This window comes from Nocardia sp. NPDC060259, from assembly GCF_042728775.1.
Taxonomy (GTDB): domain Bacteria; phylum Actinomycetota; class Actinomycetes; order Mycobacteriales; family Mycobacteriaceae; genus Nocardia.
In genome coordinates this window covers 1-18,685 of the sequence record NZ_JBHXAY010000010.1, presented here as the reverse complement: position 1 = coordinate 18,685, position 18,685 = coordinate 1, and the positions used below count along the sequence as shown (strand labels likewise).

Below are 18,685 nucleotides of genomic sequence, written 5' to 3'. Positions count from 1 at the left end.
GGTTGGGTTCAGCGGGGGAGGTTGGCGGCGAGCAGATCCTCGAACGGGGTCGTCTCGGCGTAGGGGTCGGTGGGTCGGTGGGCTTTCTTGCCGAGCAGCAGGCCGGTGAATTCGGCTGCGGCGCGGTCGATTCGGTTGTTCAGTGCCTGGTCGGCCCCGTGCGCGCCCCAGTCGGTCGATGCCGCGTAGACGGCGGTGGGGACGACGGTCGAGCGCAGGTAGGCGAACAGCGGGCGCATCGCGTGTTCGAGCGCCAGTGAGTGGCGCTCGGTGCCGCCGGTGGCACCGGTCAGCACTGGCATGCCTGCCAGCGCATCCGCTTCCAGCACATCGAAGAACGTCTTGAACAAGCCGCTGTAGGAGGCACTGAAGATCGGCGTCACCGCGATCACTCCGTCGGCGGAGACGACCTTGTCGATCGCCGACCGCAGCGACGGCGCGGGGAACCCGGTGAGCAGATTGTCGGCGAGATCGCGGGCGTGGTCGCGCAGGTCGACGAACTCCAGCTCGACTTCACCGCCTGCCGCACGCAATTCGCGAGCGGTGGCCGTGGCCAGCCGGTCGGCCAGCAGCCGTGTCGACGAGGGCTGCGACAGCCCGGCCGACACCACCGCGATCCGAGTGGTCATGCGGTCACCTCCGTCGCGGTCTTCGCGGCGAGCTGCGAGGCGTGGGTCGGCGCGTCCGGCACGTGCGCGGGCCTGCGTGCCGCGAACTCCTTGCGCAGCACCGGAATTACCTCCTCGCCGAGCAGATCGAGCTGTTCGAGCACCGTCTTCAACGGCAGGCCCGCGTGGTCGACGAGGAACAGCTGGCGCTGGTAGTCACCGAAGTGCTCGCGGAAGGTGAGCGTCTTCTCGATGACCTGTTCCGGGCTGCCGACGGTGAGCGGGGTCTGCTCGGTGAACTCCTCCAGCGACGGGCCGTGCCCGTAGACGGGCGCGTTGTCGAAGTACGGCCGGAATTCCCGGATCGCGTCCTGGGAGTTCTTGCGCAGGAACACTTGTCCGCCGAGACCGACGATGGCCTGGTCGGCGCTGCCGTGTCCGTAGTGCTCGTAGCGACGGCGGTACAGATCGATCAGCCGCTGGAAGTGGTCGGTGGGCCAGAAGATGTGGTTGGCGAAGAAGCCGTCACCGTAGTACGCGGCCTGCTCGGCGATCTCCGGGCTGCGGATCGAGCCGTGCCAGACGAACGGCGGGACGTCGTCGAGCGGACGCGGCGTCGAGGTGAACGACTGCAGCGGCGTACGGAACTTGCCCTCCCAGTCCACGACGTCTTCGCGCCAAAGCCGGTGCAGCAGATGGTAGTTCTCGATGGCCAGGGGAATACCGTCGCGAATGTCCTTGCCGAACCACGGATAGACCGGCCCGGTGTTGCCGCGACCGAGCATCAGGTCGACCCGGCCGTCGGCCAGGTGCTGCAGCATCGCGAAGTCCTCGGCGATCTTGACCGGGTCGTTCGTGGTGATCAGCGTGGTCGAGGTGGACAGCAGGATGTTGTCGGTGCGGCCCGCGATGTAGCCGAGCATGGTGGTCGGCGAGGACGGCACGAAGGGCGGATTGTGGTGCTCGCCCATCGCGAACACATCCAGACCCACTTCCTCGGCCTTCTGCGCGATCGCGACCATCGCCTTGATCCGCTCGGCCTCGGTCGGGGTGCGGCCGTTCGTGGGATCGGTGGTCACATCGCCGACGGTGAAGATTCCGAACTGCACGGGCCCTCCTTTGGTTGCCATGGCAACTATAACCAGCGAGTGGCGGAACCTATTCCGGTGAGACGCAGCTCACATCGGGGGTCAGTCCACGAACGGGGTGCGGGTGCGGTTGATCAGGTCGGCGACCGAGTCGACGACCAGGGTGGGGCGGAACGGGTACTTCTCGACCGAGGCCTTGGTGGAGATGCCCGAGGTGACCAGGACCGTGCGCATGCCCGCTTCCAGGCCGGCGATCACGTCGGTGTCCATCCGGTCGCCGATCATCACGGTGGACTGCGAGTGCGCGCCGATGCGGCGCAGGGCCGAGCGCATCATCAGCGGGTTCGGCTTGCCGACGTAGTACGGCTCCTTGCCGGTCGCGCGGGTGATCAGCGCGGCGACCGAGCCGGTGGCGGGCAGCACGCCGTCGCGCGACGGTCCGGTGGCGTCCGGGTTGGTCGCGATGAATTTGGCACCGCGGTCGACCAGGCGGATCGCGGTGGTGATCGCCTCGAAGGAGTAGGTGCGGGTCTCGCCGAGTACCACGTAGTCGGGGTCGCTGTCGGTGAGCACGTAGCCGATCTCGTGCAAAGCGGTGGTGAGCCCGGACTCGCCGACCACATAGGCGGTGCCGTTGGGCCGCTGGTCATCGAGGAAGGTCGCGGTGGCCAGCGCCGAGGTCCAGATGGACTCCTCGGGGATGTCGAGGCCGGTGTGGCGCAGGCGGGCCTGCAGGTCGCGCGGGGTGCGGATCGAATTGTTGGTCAGGACGAGGAACGGGATCTCGTTCTCGCGCAGTTCGGCCAGGAACTCGTCGGCGCCGGGGATCAAATGATCCTCGTGCACCAGCACACCGTCCATGTCGGTCAGGTACGACAAGATCTGCTCATCCTTGGTGGTCACCAGCAAATCATCCGCTAAACACGGCAGCGGTGCGAGCCCACTGCTACCGGACAGTCGCACTCGGCGTTGGTTAGTGTCGATGCGGCAGGGGCTGCGACGAAGCGAACGACAGGAGTGGCTGAGATGGTTGATCTCAAGCTCGGATACAAGGCATCGGCAGAGCAGTTCGGGCCGCGCGAGCTCGTCGAGCTGGCGGTGGCCGCCGAGGAGCACGGTCTCGACAGCGCGACCGTCAGCGATCACTTCCAGCCGTGGCGGCACAACGGCGGGCACGCGCCGTTCTCGCTGGCCTGGCTGGCCGCCGCCGGTGAGCGCACCGAGCGGATCATGCTCGGCACCTCGGTGCTGACGCCCACCTTCCGCTACAACCCGGCGGTGATCGCGCAGGCCTTCGCCACTTTCGGCTGCCTGTACCCGGGCCGGGTCATGCTCGGTGTCGGTACCGGCGAGGCGCTCAACGAGATCGCCACCGGATACAAGGGCGAATGGCCCGATTTCAAGGAGCGTTTCGCCCGGCTGCGTGAGTCGGTGAATCTGATGCGTGAGCTGTGGACCGGTGAGCGCGTCGATTTCGAGGGCGAGTACTACCACACCGTCGGCGCCTCCATCTATGACGTGCCCAAGGGCGGCATCCCCGTCTACATCGCCGCGGGCGGCCCGGTCGTGGCCAGGTACGCGGGCCGCGCCGGTGACGGTTTCATCTGCACCTCCGGCAAGGGCATGGACCTCTACACCGAGAAGTTGCTGCCCGCCGTCGCCGAGGGCGCGGCCAAGGCCGACCGCGACCTGGCCGCCATCGACAAGATGATCGAGATCAAGATCTCCTACGACACCGATCCCGAACTGGCACTGCAGAACACGCGCTTCTGGGCACCGCTGTCGCTGACGGCCGAGCAGAAGCACGACATCACCGATCCGATCGAGATGGAGGCGGCCGCCGACGCGCTGCCGATCGAACAGGTCGCCAAGCGGTGGATCGTGGCCAGTGATCCCGACGAGGCCGTCGCCCAGATCAAGCCCTACCTGGACGCGGGTCTCAACCATCTGGTCTTCCATGCACCCGGCCACGACCAGCTGCGTTTCCTCGACCTGTTCAAGCGGGATCTGGCGCCGCGGCTGCGCGCTCTGGGCTGACCGCGTCCCGCCCGGCCGATTCCGGCATCTCGCCGACGGCCGGGCGGGTCCGCGCGTCGTCACGCCGGCGACAAACGGCACTGGACGAACGATCATCGGAGCGAGCAGGCGGGATCCCCGGATTCGGCGGCGAGCGCGTCGACGAGCTGAGCGGCCAGTTGCCGCCGGATCGCGGCGAGCCGCTCGGCCGCCGCGTCGACCTCGTCGAGTTTGCGGCGCAGTTCCTCGACGGAGTCGGGACAACCGTCGCCCGAGCCGTCGCCCGCGCGCAGACAAGCGACGAACGGATGCATGTCGGCCAGCTCGAACCCGACGGTGCGCAGCGCGTGGATCTTGTGCACGACGCGCAGTTCTATCTCGTCGTAGATCCGGTAGCCCTTGGCGTCGCGCCGCGGCTCGACCAACCCGTGCTGCTCGTAGTAGCGCAGCGCGCGAGCACTGGACCCGGTGCGTTCGGCCAGTTCGCCGATCAGCATGCGACCTCCTCGATGACCGTCGCCGTCAAGGTAGACCTTGCCGTCGGTGTCAAGGCAAGAACGCCGCGTTGGTACTCGCTATGCCCGGCGCAGGGCGAACATGCGCAGGTTGCGCGTGGTGCGGTCGCGGTAGGCGGCGTAGGCGCCGGTGATCTCGATGAACCGGGCGAACAGCGCGTCCTTGTCCGCGTCGGGCACCGGGGTGGCCACGACCGGGATGCGCTCGCCCGCGATGGCGACGGTGGCCGACGGATCGGCGAGCAGATTCCCCGTCCACGCCGGGTGGTGGTCCTGGCCGAAGTTGGAACCGACCACATACAGGGCGTCGCCGTCGTGGACGTAGAGCAGCGGCTGGGTGCGCGCGACACCGGATTTGCGGCCGGTGGTGGTCAGCAGGATGACCGGGGCGCCGATCGGGCCGAGCACGGTGTACTTGGCGTCGGTGCGCTCGAGCACGGCTCGGTCCAGCGGCGTCACCGTGCGGATCAGCCAGGATCCCGGCTTGGTCGCCGCGAAACGATTGGCCGCGCGGGACAGGAGATTGGTGCGTGAACCCCACTGCCGATCCGGGAACTGCGAAGTCATGGGCCGGACTATAACGCGGCCGATCGCGCCACACCGAACTCCGGAATCGCCGTCGATTAACTAAGCTCGCGACCATGGTCGAACATGCCCCGTCCACCGTGTACATCGCCTCACCCGAGGGTGACACCGGAAAATCCACGGTGGCGCTCGGCGTTCTCCAGATGTTGTGCGCCACCACGGCCAGGGTCGGGGTGTTCCGCCCGATCACCCGCTCGACCGCCGAGCCCGACTACATCCTGGAACTGCTGCTCGAGCACAGCACCGCCGATATCGGTTACGACCAGGCCATCGGCGTCACCTACGAAGACGTGCACCGCGACCCCGACGCCGCGATCAGCGAGATCGTGATGCGGTTCCATGACGTCGCCAAGGCCTGCGACGCGGTGGTGATCGTCGGCAGCGACTACACCGACGTCGCCAGCCCGAGCGAGCTGCGCTACAACGCCCGCATCGCGGTGAACCTCGGCGCGCCGGTGCTGCTGGTGGTGCGCGGCGCCGACCGCACGCCCGCCGAGGTCAAACAGCTGGTGGAGCTGTGTTCGACCGAGCTGGCCGCCGAGCACGCCCAGCTGGTCGCGGTCGTCGTCAACCGGTGCGTGCCTGCCGAGACCGACGAGATCTGTTCCAGCCTGGACGGTTTCGATGTGCCGTCGTGGACGCTGCCCGAGGTGCCGTTGCTGATGGCGCCCACCATGGGCGAGCTGTGCGGCGCCATCGACGGCGAGATCTACAGCGGCGACCCGGAACTGCTGCAGCGTGAGGCGCTCAGGATCATGGTCGGCGGCATGACCGCCGAGCACATCCTGGAACGACTCTCCGACGGTGTGGTCGTGATCGCGCCGGGCGACCGCTCCGACGTCCTGCTCAGCGTGGTGAATGCCCATGAGGCCGAGGGCTTTCCGTCGCTGGCTGGCATCATCATGAACGGCGGCATCCGCCCGCATCCGGCGATCGCGCGCCTGATGGAAGGCCTGCACCCGAAGCTGCCGATCCTCACCACCGAGCTCGGCACCTACGACACCGCCAGCGCCGTGCACCGCACGCGCGGCCGGATGTGGGCGGGCAGCCCGCTCAAGGTCGACACCGCGCTGGCGCTGATGGAGGAGCGGGTCGACGCGCCCGAGCTGCTGAAACGCATCCAGGTGCCGCCCTCGCACGTGGTCACCCCGCAGATGTTCGAGTACCAGCTGATCGACCGGGCCCGCGCCGATCGCAAGCGAATCGTGTTGCCCGAGGGCGACGACGACCGCATCCTGCGCGCCGCGGGCCGGGTGCTGCAGCGCAAGATCGCCGACCTCACCATCCTCGGCGACGAGACCGCCGTCCGCGCCCGCGCCGCCGAGCTCGGTGTCGACATCGCCGCCGCGCAGGTGCTCGATCCGCGCAGCTCCGGCTACCTCGACGAATTCGCCGCCGAGTACACCGAATTACGCAAGCACAAGGGCATGACGCTCGAGCGGGCCCGCGAAACCATGGCCGACATCTCGTATTTCGGCACGATGATGGTCTACAAGGGGATCGCCGACGGCATGGTCTCCGGCGCCGCGCACACCACCGCGCACACCATCCGCCCCTCGTTCGAGATCATCAAGACCGTGCCGGGCGTCTCGACGGTGTCGAGCGTGTTCCTGATGTGCCTGGCCGATCGTGTCCTCGCCTACGGCGACTGCGCGGTGGTGCCGGACCCGACCTCCGAGCAGCTCGCCGATATCGCGATGTCGTCGGCCGAGACCGCGGCCCGCTTCGGCATCGATCCGCGGGTGGCCATGCTGTCGTACTCGACCGGCGCGTCGGGCACCGGCGCCGATGTCGACAAGGTCCGCGCCGCAACGGTATTGGTGCGCGAGCGCGCACCGCAGCTGCCGGTGGAAGGCCCGATCCAGTACGACGCCGCGATCGAGCCCGCCGTGGCCAGCACCAAACTGCCGGATTCGGAGGTAGCAGGCCGGGCGACGGTGTTCGTCTTCCCCGACCTCAATACCGGCAACAACACCTACAAGGCGGTGCAGCGCAGCGCGGGCGCTGTCGCGATCGGCCCGGTGCTGCAGGGTCTGCGCAAGCCGGTCAACGACCTGTCGCGTGGCGCGCTGGTCGCCGACATCGTCAATACAGTGGCCATCACCGCCATCCAGGCTCAGGGAGATCAGGCATGAGAGGTCAGCGCCCGGAGGAGGTAGCTTGCGTGACCACGCAGGGCGCCCGAGCATGCCGCATGGAGGCAGTGTGAGCGACTTGGTGCTGGTGCTGAACTGCGGCTCCTCTTCGATCAAATATCAACTGCTGCACGCAGACTCGGCGCAGGTGCTGGCTTCCGGACTGGTCGAGAAGATCGGCGAGGCACACGGCGGCCGGATCGTGCACGAGTGCGGTGACCGAAAGCTCGTGCACGAGGGGACGATCGCGGATCACCGGGCCGGCCTGCGGCAGGCGTTCGAGATGTTCCGCGAGACCGGCATCGACCTGACCACGATCGGGATCGGCGCGGTCGGGCACCGGGTGGTGCACGGCGGCGAAGTGTTCTGGCAGCCGACGCTCATCACCGACGAGGTCGTGCGCACCATCGACGAGCTCTCGGTCCTCGCGCCGCTGCACAACCCGGCCAATGTGATCGGCATCGAGTCGACCAGGGAACTGCTGCCCGGCATCCCGGAGGTCGCGGTGTTCGACACCGCCTTCTTCCACACCCTTCCCGAGGCCGCCAAGACCTACGCGATCGACGCGAAAGTGGCTGCCGCGCACGGTGTCCGCAAGTACGGCTTCCACGGCACCTCGCACCAATACGTGTCCGAGAAGGCGGCGGAGTTCCTGGGCAGGCCCACCGAGGAGCTCAACCAGATCATCTTCCACCTCGGCAACGGCGCGTCTGCCTCGGCCGTCGCCGGTGGCGTAGCGGTCGACACCACCATGGGCATGACCCCGCTCGAGGGTCTGGTGATGGGGACGCGACCGGGCGACCTCGACCCCGGGATCATGCCGCACCTGATGAACGTCGCCGGGCTCGATCTGCCCGCCGTCGAGCAGCTGCTCAACCGCGATTCCGGAATCAAGGGCCTGTCCGGCGTCAACGACTTCCGCGAGCTACAGCAGCTCATCGACAACGGCGACACAGCCGCGAAACTGGCCTACGACGTCTACATCCACCGCCTGCGCCGCTACCTCGGCGCCTACCTGGTCGAACTCGGCACCGTCGACAGCATCGTCTTCACCGCGGGCGTCGGCGAGAACAGCGCGTCCGTGCGCGCCGACGCCCTGGCCGGGCTGCAAAACCTCGGCGTCGAGGTCGACCCGGTCCGCAACGAGACGAGAACCCCTGGCATCCGGGCGATCTCGCCGGAGTTCGCGCCGGTGACGGTGCTGGTGGTGCCGACCAACGAAGAGCTGGCGATCGCCCGCGCCGCGCACAAGCTGGCCACCGGCTAGAACCAGGACTTCGCGCGCAGGGAGTTGGCCAGGTCGACCAGGGCGTAGCGGTGGGTTCGGTCCGGGGCGTTGCGGGCGAGGGCGCGTAGGCCGGATTCGGTGCCGTCGCGGAGGTCTCGTTCGTCGAAGGGGCGGCCGAAGAGTTTGGCGTCCTTGCGTTTCGGGGTGTTGCCTGCCTGCAGCCAGGCCAGTGCGGTGCCCTGGACGAGGGTGCGCATGAGCGTCGCGCGGTGCTCGCCCGGTGGGATGGACTGGGCGCGGGAGGCGGCCAGGCGCAGGGTCTGTTCGTCGAGGTCGGCGACGGGGGCGCTGGTGAGCAGCAACAGGATCGCTGTGGTCTGGGCCGTGGTGAAGTGGCGGGATGCCGCGGGGACGTCGTCGAGGGCGTGCACCGCCTCGCCGACCCGGTTCGCCACCGCGAGCTGTCTGGCCAGGCCGAAGGCGGCGCTCACCACGGCGCGGTCGGTGCGCCACACGGTGTCGTAATAGCGTTCGGCGAAGGATCGCCACTGTTCGGGGGCGTCGGAAACCCAGTGCTGCAGAATGAGTTCCGCGGTGGCGGCCAGTGCCAGCTTGGGGGCGATCTCGCCGGGCAGCACCCGCAGGACGGCCTCGAAGGAGGCGAAGGCGGCCTCGTAGTCCAGTTCGAGCAGGTGTGCCTGGCCGGTGAACCAGTCGGCGCGCCAATCGGATTCGCCTCGGACGCGGTCGAGCAGGTGCAGCACCGCCGCCGATTCGCCGAGGTCGAGGCGGGCGCGTACCTCGGCGAAGACCAGCTCGCCCGCGAGGGTTTCCGGGGCGTTGTCCGGGTCGGCCTCGGCGCGCTCGCGGGCGTCGTGCAGTGCTTCGAGTACCCGCTCCGGCTCCAGGTTCGCGGTCGCCGCCAGCAGCGGGGCGGACGGGTCGGCCGGATCGATCAGCGGAATCGGCAGGGCCGCGACGACATCGTGAGAATCCAGGAGTGGGGAACGGCCGACGCCGTCGAGGTAGGCGTCGGTCTGGCTGATCAGTTCCTCGGTGCCGAAGCTGGTGCGCTGCGGACTGAAGACGGTGGACAGCTGGGGGTGTTCGGTGCCGGTGTCATAGGCGAGGATCTCCCGCAACACACCGGCCAGCTGCGCCGACATCGCCCGCGCCGACGGAAACCGCTGTGCCGGATCGGGTTCGGTGGCGGTGAGCAGGAATCGGTGGAAGAACTCGTAGCGGGCCAGCAGCGGCTCGCCTGCGGGATCGGGGATACCGTCGAGGTAGCGGCCGTGCTCGCTGGGCAGCGCCAGGGTGAGCGCGGCCAATGTCCGGCCGACCGTGTACACGTCGGAGGCGGGCGTCGGGCCCGTCCTGGCGATCTCCGGCGCCTGGAAACCTTTGGTTCCGTAGAGGTTTCCGTAGGCTTCGATGGTGGCGACCGCGCCGAGGTCGATCAGCTTCACCTGGTCCTCGGTGACCATCACATTGTCGGGCTTGAGGTCGTTGTAGGTCAGGCCGGTCGAGTGCAGGTGGTCCAGCGCGGGCAGGATCTCCAGCACGTAGGCGATGGCCTCGGCCAGCGGCATCCGCTCACCGGGTGGCATCGCGTCGAGAATGTCGCGCAGTGATTGGCCGCCGACGTATTCCATGACGATGTAGCCGATGCCGGACCCGTCGGGCGCCGTGTGCTCGACGAAGTTGTGGATCTTGACGATGCTCGGATGCGCCACCTCCGCCAGGAACTGCCGCTCGGCCACCGCCACGGCCTGCGCCTCGGCGTCCCCGGCGTGCAGCAGTCCCTTGAGCACCACCCAGCGGTCGCTGACATTGCGGTCGATGGCCAGATAGATCCAGCCGAGACCGCCGTGCGCGATACAGCCCTGGATCTCGTACTGCCCGGCGACCATGTCGCCCTCGTGCAGTGAAGGCCGGAAATCGTAGGCGGCGCCGCAGGTTTCGCACTTGCCCGCCGACGACGCGGCGCGCGCCGGGGTCGATCGGCCCACCGGATTCGCGCAGCGCCAGCAGAATCGCCTGCCCTCCGACACCACCGGATCGGCCAGCACCGCCGCGCGCGGATCGGCGGGGGAGACGGTCGGGATCGGCACCAGGCCCGCACCGAGTCTGCGGGTCGGGCGCGACCTGGCGGTGCGAACGCTGCGGCCCGATCGGGCGGTGCTCGGACCGGTTTGCGGTGTGGAAGACCAGGATTCGGCGGGCGTCGCCTGGGTGCCAGGTGGTTCGGCGACCCGGTGGGCGAGCTCGGTGGCAGCCGACGCTCCGGGGCGCTGGGAGGCTCGGGTGGCGGGCGCTTCCGCGACGCCCTGGGTGGCAGGCGGTTCCGCTGACCTTTCCGCGGCGATCTCGGTGGCCGCGTGCGCGGGAAGGATGGGCAGCGGCTGGGTCTCGTCGTCGGCCGGTGCCGGCGGCAGCGTCCACCCGCCGGGCAGCTCACCCTCGTCGCGCCGGGACAGCTGCGTCGGCTGCTGCCGCTCCGGATCATCCTGTGCTGGTTCGCCGTTCGGCGGTGGTGTCGTGCTCATGGCGGTCAGTCCCGGTACGTCGGTGCGGGCGGGCTCGGCGTCTCCCCGAGGGAGGCGAGCCAGCGGCGGTGGATGCGGACCCAGGTGCCGTCGTTGCGGATGCGCTCGAGCGTGGCGTTGACGAAGCGGACCAGATCGTCGTCGCCCTTGGGGATGCCGATGCCGTACGGCTCGGCGCTGATGCTGTCGCCGACCACCTCGGTGTAGGGGTCCTGCGCGGCCAGGCCGGCCAGGATCGCGTCGTCGGTGCTCACCGCGTCGACCTGGCGTTGCTGCAGCACCACCAGGCAGTCGGCCCAGGTCGGCACGGTCAGGATGGTGGCGGCGGGCTGGTCGCGCCGGATGTGGTCGAGCGAGGTGGTGCCGCGCGCCACGCACACCCGCTTGCCCGCCAGGTCGGCCAGGCCGTTGATGCCCGAGTTCTTCACCGCGAGCACCCGCTGGTCGGCGCGCAGGTACACGGTGGAGAACGCCACCCGCTCCTTGCGCTCGCAGGTGATCGTCATCGTCTTGGCGATCAGGTCGACGGTGTGGTCCTGCAGCGCCCGTTCGCGTTCTTCCGAAGCGAGACTGCGGTATTCGATCAGATCGGGGTTGCCGAGCAGGTCGCGGGCGATCTCGCGGGCGATGTCGGCGTCGAAGCCGACGATGCGCCCGGTCAGCGGATCGCGGAAGCTGAACAGGTTGCTGCCTGCGTCAAGGCCGACGATCAGCCTGCCGCGCGCGCGGATGGCGTCGACCGTCGGGCCGCGCGAGGTGCTCGGCCGCAGGCTGGCTGTCGGGTCGCCGCACTGCTTGTCGTCGGGGGTGGGCAGCGGTGTGTCGGTGCCGATCGGAATCGCCTTGGCGGGCAGGGGCGGCTCGGAGTAGACGGCGCGGTCCGCGGGCTCCGGGGTGCTGTCGGAACAGCCGCCGAGCAGCGCCGCCGCCGCGAGCAGCAGCGCCGCGGTGGCGCGTCCCGGCCTCATCGGTACTCCCGCAGTCGCGGCCACAGGCCGAGCGCGACGCACGCGGCGGCCACGATGCCGAGGACGAACGCGCCGGGAGCCAGGAACGCCAGCACGTCGATGGCCTGGGAAACCCTGTCACGCAAGGTATCCCGGGTGGCCGCCGAGGCCTCGTCGAGTGCCCGGTCGAGCGCGTCGACCTGGGCGGTCGCGTCGGCGGCGCTCGGTCCGGTGGCGACGGCGGTGGCGCCGGTGAAGTCGCCGCGGGCGAGGGTGTCGTTCATCCGCTGATGCGCGGACTGCCAGCGGGCCAGCGCGGCGCGCGCGTCGGCGACCTCACTGCGGGCCGGCGCGTCCTCGGGGTAGCCGTCGAGCAGTTCGGTCAGCCGGGTGGTGTTGGTGTCGAAGGTGCGGTCGTAGTCGCCGGTCGCGTCGCGGCGCACCAGCTTCACCATTTCCGCCGCCCTGGCCTGCTGCACCAGGATGCGGCTCTCGGCCAGCCGGGCCGCGGGGACGGCGCCCTGGTCTCGGCAGCGGATCATCGACACCGCGGACACCGAGCCGGCCGCCACGGTCCAGATCAGGGTCAGCGTCAGCGCGCCGGTGCCGATCAGTAGTCCCATATTGAATACACGCCGCGACCGGCGGGCCAGTTCGACCTGAACCCAGATCAGTGCGCCGAGCGCCAGCATCAGCAGCACGATCGCGGGCCACGGCGGCAGCACATGCCGGTTCTGCGCGGCGGTGATCGCGTCGAGCCGGTGGCTCTCGAGTTCCTCGGCCATCGGCAGCAGGGTCGTCTGCATCTGATGCGAGGCCTCGCTGAGATAGGCCGCGCCGACCGGGTAGCCGTTGCGGTTGTTGGCGCGCGCGGTCTCGATCAGGCCGGTGTACACGGGCAGGCCGGTGGCGATACCGGTGCGCAGCTTGCGGTCGGTGCCGGACGGGTCGGCGGCTTCCTCCATGGAGATGTGGCCCGCCTGGGTCACCAACTCGGCGGCCGCCTCACCGATGGCCTGGGTGTAGCGATCGCGCACGGCCGCCGGTTCCAGCCCGCCAGCCAGGAACGCGGTGCCCGCGGCGGCGTCGGCGATCGACAGGGAGGTGTAGAGGTGATTGGCCGAGTGCGCGTCGGGTTCGGTGTCGTCGAGCAGCACGCCGAGAGCTTGCTGGCGATCGCTGACGGTCGCCGAAGTCACCGCACCCGCGGTCACACACAACACCATCAGCACCAGTCCGGCCACCATCAGCCGGCCCGGCGAGGACTGCGCGAAACCACGCAGGCGCGCCGGATCGAACAGCGCACGCAGCGCCTTCACATCCGGAGCGGGCGGCCGGTCGGCGACGATCGCGGGCCGCCGCGACGGCGTGCGACCGCTCGTCACCGGCTTGGCGATTACCCTCTCCGTGCCGTGCGTACCGCCCGTGGCCTGCGGCGACGGGCCGGAACGGACGGCCGCCACCTCGGTCGAGGCATCGCGATTCCCCGAGTCGACCATCGTTCACCTCCCCGTCCTGTCCGCGCACCACTTGTGGTGCGGAGTTTATTGTTGTCGTACCGGTGGCGCAGCCCCTCAGACACCCCCGAAGCGGTTGCTGCTCGGCTGCTACGGAGGAAAGAGTATTGGATGCGCGGTGACGGAGACGGGTGGTCGAACAGCCCGGGCGGAGTTCGGCACTGGGGCAAGTACGGCGCGGCGGGCCTGTTGCTGCGCGCGCCGCTGCCCCGTGGGGGTTCGGCGGTGCTGCTACAGCACCGGGCGCCGTGGAGTCATCAGGGCGGTACCTGGGCCATTCCCGGTGGCGCGCGGGATTCGCACGAGAGCGCCGAACACGCCGCGGTCAGGGAAGCCTGGGAGGAGGCGGGTATCACCGCCGACCTCCTGCGCGTGCGCGCCGAACGGCTGACGATGACCGCGCCGAGCGGGTGGACCTACATCACCGTGGTCGCCGACGCCGAGAGCCCGCTGGCCACCGTCGCCAACAAGGAGAGCTCCGAGCTGGTGTGGGTGCCCGAGGACGAGGTCACCGACCTGCCGCTGCATCCGGGGTTCGCGCTGGCCTGGATCGCCCTGCGCGCGGTACCGGTGCGCGTCCGATTCGCCGACGCTCCCGTACCCGATCTGCCGCGCACGGTCGAGATCGCCGATCGGGGATTCTTCTGGCTGCACACCCAGGCCGACGGCCCTGGCGACGAGGTGACCATCGGCCCCGACCAGCCCGGCGAGCTCGCCGCCGCGCTCACGAAGCTGCTGTCCTGAACGTCTTGCTCAGTCGGTAGCCGCGAGCAGGGCCTGCTTGAGCTCCCTGGCCGCGGCTTCCGGATCGGCCGCTTCGGTGATCGCGCGGACAACGACGACCCGACGCGCACCCGCGGACAGCACTTCGGGCAGACGAGCCGCGTCGACACCGCCGATCGCGAACCACGGCATCGACGGATGGGCATCGGCGGTGGACCGCACCAGGTCGATGCCAGCGGCCTGACGGCCCGGCTTCGTCGGGGTTGTCCAGATCGGGCCGGTGCAGAAGTAGTCCAGGTGGCCGTCGATCGCGGCGAGACCGGCCTGGGCGCGGTTGTGGGTGGACCGGCCGATCACCACGTCGGGACCGAGGATGCGGCGCGCGTAGGCGGGCGGTAGGTCGCCCTGGCCGAGATGCAGGACGTCGGCGCCGGCGGCCAGCGCGATGTCGGCGCGGTCGTTCACCGCGAGCAACGCACCGTGCCTGCGGGTGGCCGACTTGATCTCGGCGAGCGCGCCGAGCTCGGCCTTGGCCTCCAGCGGGCCGAATTCGGCCTCACCGGGTGACCCCTTGTCTCTGAGCTGCACGATGTCGACGCCACCCGCGAGCGCGGCATCGACGAACCGGGCCAGATCACCCTTGTCCCGGCGCGCGTCGGTGCACAGATACAGCAGCGCGCTGGACAAGCGCTCCCTTGGCGGGACGGAACGATTCGGATGGGAGGGCTGCACGGTGTCGACGGTAGTCGCGCTACCGTGGAGACGCGAACGCCGAGGCGTTCGACAGGCGGAAAAAGACAGGTGGAACGTGATGCGGACTCTGGCGGTCGTTGGCGGCGGCGCCGTCGGACTCGCCGTCGCGTGGCAGGCCGCCGAGGCGGGCTGGACCGTCACCGTCTTCGATCCGGCGCCCGGCTCCGGCGCGTCCTACGTGGCGGGCGGCATGCTCGCGCCGCTGTCGGAGGGCTGGCCCGGTGAGGACCGGGTGCTGGCTTTCGGCGCGGCCGCGCTCGATGCCTGGCCCGCGTTCGCCGAGCGGCTGCACGCGGTGACCGGCGAATCGGTGTTCGTCGCCGACGAGACACTGACCGTCGCCCTCGACGGCGCCGATGCCGCCGACCTGCGCACCGTCGCGGACTGGCTGGCCGGCTTCGGTCACGACCTGCGGGTGCTGGATCGCGCCGGTGTGCGCGCGGTGGAGCCCGTGCTGGCCCGCACGGTCCGGGCCGGTCTGCTGGCCACCACCGAACCCGCGATCGATAACCGCAGGGTGCTGCGTGCACTGCGTGCCGCGTGTACCGCCGCCGGTGTCGAGATTCGCGCGGAAGCCGTTGCCGCACTGGACGATCTACCGCACGACCGGGTGGTGCTCGCCGCGGGCGCCCGCTCCGCCGACCTGTGGCCCGGCCTGCCGGTGCGGCCGGTGAAGGGCGAGATCCTGCGGCTGCGGCAGCGTCCCGGCGTGAGTCCGGCGCCGAGCCGGGTGATCCGGGCGCGCGTGCACGGCAGGCAGGTCTACCTGGTGCCACGCGAGGACGGCATCGTCGTCGGCGCCACCCAATACGAAGCCGGTTTCGACACCACGGTCACCGTCGGCGGCGTACGCGACCTGATCGCCGACGCCGAGGCGATCCTGCCCGGCATCTCGGAATACGAACTGGCCGAGGCGAATGCGGGCTCCCGCCCCGGCACCCCCGACAACCTGCCGCTGCTCGGCCCGCTCGACGACCGGGTCGTCGCCGCCACCGGCCACGGCCGCAACGGCATGCTCACCCTCGCCCTCACCGCGACCCTCGTCCCGCGCCTGCTCGGCGACGAGTCGCCCGCGATCGCGGAAGTCGCATCACCGCAACGCTTTCCGGCGTTGCAGCTGTTCCAAGGAGGAGTTCGATGACCTCGACCATTCCGATCGGTGTCACCGTCAACGGTGTCGACCACGAGTTCGCCGAGCCATTGAGCATCCGCGAACTGCTCACCCGACTCGAATTGCCGTGCCAGGGCGTGGCATTGGCGGTCGACGGCGCGGTCTTCCCGAAGTCGCGCTGGGACGAGCCCGTCGGCCGCGGCTGGACCATCGAGGTGCTGACGGCGGTGCAGGGTGGCTGAGCCGACGCCACTGCGCATCGCGGACAAGGAATTCGGCTCGCGCCTGATCATGGGCACCGGCGGCGCCGAGAACCTGGCCGTCCTCGAAGAGGCCCTTGTCGCCTCCGGCACCGAGCTCACCACCGTGGCCATGCGCCGGGTCGACGCCGCGGGCGGTACCGGGGTCCTCGACCTGCTCAAGCGCCTCGACATCACCCTGCTGCCCAACACCGCGGGCTGCCGCACCGCCGCCGAGGCCGTGCTCACCGCGCAGCTGGCGCGCGAGGCGCTCGACACCAACTGGGTCAAGCTCGAGGTCGTCGCCGACGAACGCACCCTGCTGCCCGACCCGTTCGAGCTGCTCGACGCCGCCGAACAGCTGGTCGACGACGGTTTCGTCGTCCTGCCCTACACCAACGACGACCCGGTGCTCGCCAAGCGCCTCGAGGACGCGGGCTGCGCCGCGGTCATGCCGCTCGGTTCCCCGATCGGCACCGGTCTCGGCATCGGCAACCCGCACAACATCGAGATGATCGTCGCCGCCGCGGGCGTGCCGGTCATCCTCGACGCGGGCATCGGCACCGCCAGCGACGCCGCCCTCGCCATGGAACTCGGCTGCTCGGCGGTGCTGCTGGCCACCGCGGTCACCAGGGCCCGCGAGCCGGAGCTGATGGCCTCGGCGATGGCGGCGGCCGTGCGGGCCGGTTACCTCGCCCGCGAGGCGGGCCGCATCCCCAAGCGGTTCTGGGCTCAGGCTTCTTCCCCAGCAAGGTAAGGGTCGGGGTCATCCTCGAGGATGACCCGACTCGCGACCTCCCGGCGACGCGCTCGCCACTTTTGTCGGGCAAGCTGTGGCTCATGATCGAGCTGAGGGGCCTGACCAAGCAATTCGGCCAGACCGTCGCGGTGCAGGATCTCTCGTTCACCGTCCACCCAGGACAGGTGACCGGGTTCCTCGGACCCAACGGTGCCGGTAAATCGACGACCATGCGGATGATCCTCGGCCTCGACCGGCCGACTTCGGGTACCGCGCTGATCGACGGCAAGCGCTACGAGGATCTGGAGCGTCCGCTGACCCAGGTCGGCGCGCTGCTGGACGCCAAGTGGGTGCATCCGAACCGTTCGGCGCGCGCGCACCTGGAGTGGTTGGCCGTGTCCAACGACCTGCCGAAGTCGCGGGTCGAGGAGGTGCTGCGGCTGGTCGGCCTGTCCGAGGTGGCGGGCAAGAACGCGGGCGGGTTCTCGCTGGGTATGTCGCAGCGGCTCGGCCTGGCGGGCGCCCTGCTCGGCGATCCGAAGGTGCTGCTGTTCGACGAGCCGGTCAACGGCCTCGATCCCGAGGGCATCCTGTGGATCCGCCGGTTCATGCAGCGGCTGGCCGCCGAGGGTCGCACTGTGCTCGTGTCGAGCCACCTGCTCTCGGAGATGGCCCAGACCGCCGAGCACCTGATCGTCATCGGGCGTGGTCAGCTCATCGCCGACACCACCACCAAGGACTTCATCGACCGCGCCTCCGAGCAGTCGGTCCGGGTCCGCAGCCCCCAGCTGGACCAGCTGCGCAGCCTGCTCACCTCGCACGGCATGACCGTGCGGGAAGAGGGCGATGCCGCGCTGATCGTCGCGGGCGTGACCAGCGACGAGGTCGGCAAGGTGGCCGGAACCAACAACGTCACGCTCTACGAGCTGGCACCGCAGCAGGCCTCCCTCGAGGAGGCGTTCATGCGGATGACCGGCGGCGCGGTGGAGTACCACGGCGCAGGCTTCGACCAGGTGATGGGAGGTGCGCTCTGATGGGCGTGCTCGCTGCGGAACGAATCAAGCTCACCTCGACCCGCTCGCCCTGGTGGTGCTCGGCGATCGTGGTTGTCCTCGGCATCGGCTTGGCCGCGCTGATCGCGCTGGTCACCCGGGCCGAGAACACCCCGCCCGGGGAAATGCCGACCCTGCTCACCCCGAGCCTGGTGACCTCCGGCGTCTCCGGCTTCGGCGTGATGGTGCTGATGATCATGGCCGCGCTGACGGTGACCAGCGAATACCGCTTCGGCGTCATCCGCGCCAGCTTCCTCGCGGTGCCGAACCGGTCGAAGGTCATCCTGTCCAAGGCGGGCCTGGTCGGCGTGTACGCCGCGGTGCTGACCGGTGTGCTCGCGCTCATCGCCTTCGCGGTATCCAAGCTGTTCGTCGGTGACGACGCGCCGCTGCTGGTACTCGACGGCAACTGGCGGGCCATCTACGGCATCCCGATCTACGCCTTCCTGTGCGTGGTACTGGCCATCGGCGTCGGCGTGCTGGTGCGCCAGTCCGCCGCCGCGATCTCGCTGATCGTGCTCTGGTCGCTGCTGCTGGAGGGTCTGCTCGGCGCGTTCGGCAGCTTCGGCCGCACCGTGAAGCCGTTCCTGCCGTTCCAGAACGCGCAGCGCTTCCTGACCGTCGAAGAGGTCGCGGGCAACTGGCACTGGGGCGTGTGGGGCAGCCTGATCTACTTCGCCGTCTTCGTGGCGATCGTGTTCGCCGGTGCGCTCGTGGTGGTCAACCGCCGCGACGCCTGACAAGCCAGCCCGGGCTGCCCTCGCAAGAGCCCGGGCCGCGAGGGTCGCGACCTTGTCGGGAGGTCGCGCGACCCGGCCTTCGGCTGCCGCTGCCCGGTTGCCGAAGGTGCGACCGCCGGTCCGCTGCACACAAGCAGCGG

18 protein-coding genes are annotated in these 18,685 nt (G+C 69.7%); 9 read left to right on the top strand and 9 right to left on the bottom strand.

Going from position 1 to position 18,685, the window contains the following annotated elements; all coding sequences use genetic code 11:
• Nucleotides 1-8 precede the first annotated feature (8 nt).
• The 3 genes from ACFWF2_RS06820 to ACFWF2_RS06810 all read right to left on the bottom strand — a co-directional run bounded on the left by ACFWF2_RS06820 (nucleotide 9) and on the right by ACFWF2_RS06810 (nucleotide 2,557).
• Complete coding sequence (locus tag ACFWF2_RS06820; RefSeq protein ID WP_379305370.1) at nucleotides 9-629, bottom strand: FMN reductase; 621 nt, start codon at nucleotides 627-629, stop codon at nucleotides 9-11.
• Nucleotides 626-1,717, bottom strand: coding sequence for an LLM class flavin-dependent oxidoreductase (locus tag ACFWF2_RS06815; RefSeq protein WP_379305368.1), 1,092 nt, complete (start codon nucleotides 1,715-1,717; stop codon nucleotides 626-628). The genes ACFWF2_RS06820 and ACFWF2_RS06815 overlap by 4 nt, the downstream gene beginning before the upstream one ends.
• Nucleotides 1,718-1,798: 81 nt before the next feature.
• Entirely contained in the window at nucleotides 1,799-2,557 is a 759-nt protein-coding gene (locus ACFWF2_RS06810; protein ID WP_379305536.1) for an HAD-IIA family hydrolase, read from the bottom strand.
• Between the two features lie 165 nt (nucleotides 2,558-2,722).
• Here ACFWF2_RS06810 and fgd point away from each other — a divergent pair, with 165 nt between their 5' ends.
• A complete protein-coding gene (gene fgd, locus ACFWF2_RS06805; RefSeq protein ID WP_379305366.1) occupies nucleotides 2,723-3,733 on the top strand; it encodes a glucose-6-phosphate dehydrogenase (coenzyme-F420) in 1,011 nt (336 codons plus the stop codon).
• A gap of 92 nt (nucleotides 3,734-3,825) precedes the next feature.
• Here the strand turns inward: fgd and ACFWF2_RS06800 are convergent, their stop codons facing one another.
• Nucleotides 3,826-4,209 carry a MerR family transcriptional regulator gene (locus ACFWF2_RS06800; RefSeq protein WP_379305364.1) on the bottom strand — a complete coding sequence of 128 codons (384 nt, stop codon included), beginning with the start codon at nucleotides 4,207-4,209 and terminating at the stop codon, nucleotides 3,826-3,828.
• 78 nt (nucleotides 4,210-4,287) lie between these two features.
• The gene (locus tag ACFWF2_RS06795; RefSeq protein ID WP_379305362.1) at nucleotides 4,288-4,794 is read right to left on the bottom strand and encodes a nitroreductase/quinone reductase family protein; all 507 of its coding nucleotides are present in this window, start codon (nucleotides 4,792-4,794) and stop codon (nucleotides 4,288-4,290) included.
• Between the two features lie 74 nt (nucleotides 4,795-4,868).
• Between ACFWF2_RS06795 and pta the strand changes: the two genes are divergently transcribed.
• Together pta and ACFWF2_RS06785 are read left to right on the top strand one after the other, a co-directional pair.
• Nucleotides 4,869-6,947 (top strand): phosphate acetyltransferase, encoded by a 2,079-nt coding sequence (gene pta, locus ACFWF2_RS06790; RefSeq protein ID WP_379305360.1) that lies wholly within the window; start codon nucleotides 4,869-4,871, stop codon nucleotides 6,945-6,947.
• 52 nt (nucleotides 6,948-6,999) lie between these two features.
• Nucleotides 7,000-8,214 (top strand): acetate kinase, encoded by a 1,215-nt coding sequence (locus ACFWF2_RS06785; RefSeq protein WP_379305534.1) that lies wholly within the window; start codon nucleotides 7,000-7,002, stop codon nucleotides 8,212-8,214.
• Here ACFWF2_RS06785 and ACFWF2_RS06780 read toward each other — a convergent pair.
• Genes ACFWF2_RS06780 through ACFWF2_RS06770 form a run of 3 tightly spaced genes read right to left on the bottom strand, consistent with a single transcriptional unit; the run spans nucleotide 8,211 to nucleotide 13,170 of the window.
• A complete protein-coding gene (locus ACFWF2_RS06780; protein ID WP_379305358.1) occupies nucleotides 8,211-10,724 on the bottom strand; it encodes a tetratricopeptide repeat protein in 2,514 nt (837 codons plus the stop codon). The two genes, ACFWF2_RS06785 and ACFWF2_RS06780, sit on opposite strands and share 4 nt — an antisense overlap.
• A 5-nt stretch (nucleotides 10,725-10,729) precedes the next feature.
• A complete protein-coding gene (locus ACFWF2_RS06775; RefSeq protein ID WP_379305356.1) occupies nucleotides 10,730-11,692 on the bottom strand; it encodes a glutamate ABC transporter substrate-binding protein in 963 nt (320 codons plus the stop codon).
• Nucleotides 11,689-13,170: a hypothetical protein gene (locus ACFWF2_RS06770; protein WP_379305354.1), complete on the bottom strand. Its 1,482-nt coding sequence runs from the start codon at nucleotides 13,168-13,170 to the stop codon at nucleotides 11,689-11,691. The genes ACFWF2_RS06775 and ACFWF2_RS06770 overlap by 4 nt, the downstream gene beginning before the upstream one ends.
• Before the next feature lie 129 nt (nucleotides 13,171-13,299).
• On the opposite strand from ACFWF2_RS06770, the gene ACFWF2_RS06765 reads away from it, so the two are divergent.
• The gene (locus ACFWF2_RS06765; protein ID WP_379305352.1) at nucleotides 13,300-13,932 is read left to right on the top strand and encodes an NUDIX domain-containing protein; all 633 of its coding nucleotides are present in this window, start codon (nucleotides 13,300-13,302) and stop codon (nucleotides 13,930-13,932) included.
• A 9-nt stretch (nucleotides 13,933-13,941) separates the two neighbouring features.
• On the opposite strand, the gene thiE is transcribed toward ACFWF2_RS06765, so the two are convergent.
• Entirely contained in the window at nucleotides 13,942-14,643 is a 702-nt protein-coding gene (gene thiE, locus ACFWF2_RS06760) for a thiamine phosphate synthase (protein WP_379305350.1), read from the bottom strand.
• Nucleotides 14,644-14,722: 79 nt separating this feature from the next.
• On the opposite strand from thiE, the gene thiO reads away from it, so the two are divergent.
• The 5 genes from thiO to ACFWF2_RS06735 all read left to right on the top strand — a co-directional run bounded on the left by thiO (nucleotide 14,723) and on the right by ACFWF2_RS06735 (nucleotide 18,545).
• Nucleotides 14,723-15,805 (top strand): glycine oxidase ThiO, encoded by a 1,083-nt coding sequence (gene thiO / locus ACFWF2_RS06755; protein WP_379305348.1) that lies wholly within the window; start codon nucleotides 14,723-14,725, stop codon nucleotides 15,803-15,805.
• Complete coding sequence (gene thiS / locus ACFWF2_RS06750; RefSeq protein ID WP_189025092.1) at nucleotides 15,802-16,017, top strand: sulfur carrier protein ThiS; 216 nt, start codon at nucleotides 15,802-15,804, stop codon at nucleotides 16,015-16,017. Before thiO ends, thiS begins: the two co-directional genes overlap by 4 nt.
• A 49-nt stretch (nucleotides 16,018-16,066) precedes the next feature.
• Nucleotides 16,067-16,771, top strand: a complete 705-nt coding sequence (locus ACFWF2_RS06745; protein WP_379305532.1) for a thiazole synthase — start codon at nucleotides 16,067-16,069, stop codon at nucleotides 16,769-16,771.
• 83 nt (nucleotides 16,772-16,854) lie between these two features.
• Nucleotides 16,855-17,787, top strand: coding sequence for an ABC transporter ATP-binding protein (locus ACFWF2_RS06740; RefSeq protein ID WP_379305345.1), 933 nt, complete (start codon nucleotides 16,855-16,857; stop codon nucleotides 17,785-17,787).
• Nucleotides 17,787-18,545 (top strand): ABC transporter permease, encoded by a 759-nt coding sequence (locus ACFWF2_RS06735; protein WP_379305343.1) that lies wholly within the window; start codon nucleotides 17,787-17,789, stop codon nucleotides 18,543-18,545. The genes ACFWF2_RS06740 and ACFWF2_RS06735 overlap by 1 nt, the downstream gene beginning before the upstream one ends.
• Nucleotides 18,546-18,685 lie beyond the last annotated feature (140 nt).

Bases quoted from the DNA above. Each gene is read 5' to 3' on its own strand.
- ACFWF2_RS06800 (WP_379305364.1), bottom strand. From the start codon at position 4,209: ATGCTGATCGGCGAACTGGCCGAACGCACCGGGTCCAGTGCTCGCGCG.
- ACFWF2_RS06810 (WP_379305536.1), bottom strand. From the start codon at position 2,557: ATGGACGGTGTGCTGGTGCACGAGGATCATTTGATCCCCGGCGCCGAC.
- thiS (WP_189025092.1), top strand. From the start codon at position 15,802: ATGACCTCGACCATTCCGATCGGTGTCACCGTCAACGGTGTCGACCAC.
- ACFWF2_RS06735 (WP_379305343.1), top strand. From the start codon at position 17,787: ATGGGCGTGCTCGCTGCGGAACGAATCAAGCTCACCTCGACCCGCTCG.
- pta (WP_379305360.1), top strand. From the start codon at position 4,869: ATGGTCGAACATGCCCCGTCCACCGTGTACATCGCCTCACCCGAGGGT.
- ACFWF2_RS06740 (WP_379305345.1), top strand. From the start codon at position 16,855: ATGATCGAGCTGAGGGGCCTGACCAAGCAATTCGGCCAGACCGTCGCG.
- ACFWF2_RS06780 (WP_379305358.1), bottom strand. From the start codon at position 10,724: ATGAGCACGACACCACCGCCGAACGGCGAACCAGCACAGGATGATCCG.
- ACFWF2_RS06765 (WP_379305352.1), top strand. From the start codon at position 13,300: ATGCGCGGTGACGGAGACGGGTGGTCGAACAGCCCGGGCGGAGTTCGG.
- thiO (WP_379305348.1), top strand. From the start codon at position 14,723: ATGCGGACTCTGGCGGTCGTTGGCGGCGGCGCCGTCGGACTCGCCGTC.
- ACFWF2_RS06795 (WP_379305362.1), bottom strand. From the start codon at position 4,794: ATGACTTCGCAGTTCCCGGATCGGCAGTGGGGTTCACGCACCAATCTC.
- ACFWF2_RS06745 (WP_379305532.1), top strand. From the start codon at position 16,067: ATGGGCACCGGCGGCGCCGAGAACCTGGCCGTCCTCGAAGAGGCCCTT.
- ACFWF2_RS06770 (WP_379305354.1), bottom strand. From the start codon at position 13,170: ATGGTCGACTCGGGGAATCGCGATGCCTCGACCGAGGTGGCGGCCGTC.
- ACFWF2_RS06775 (WP_379305356.1), bottom strand. From the start codon at position 11,692: ATGAGGCCGGGACGCGCCACCGCGGCGCTGCTGCTCGCGGCGGCGGCG.
- ACFWF2_RS06820 (WP_379305370.1), bottom strand. From the start codon at position 629: ATGACCACTCGGATCGCGGTGGTGTCGGCCGGGCTGTCGCAGCCCTCG.
- ACFWF2_RS06785 (WP_379305534.1), top strand. From the start codon at position 7,000: ATGCCGCATGGAGGCAGTGTGAGCGACTTGGTGCTGGTGCTGAACTGC.
- fgd (WP_379305366.1), top strand. From the start codon at position 2,723: ATGGTTGATCTCAAGCTCGGATACAAGGCATCGGCAGAGCAGTTCGGG.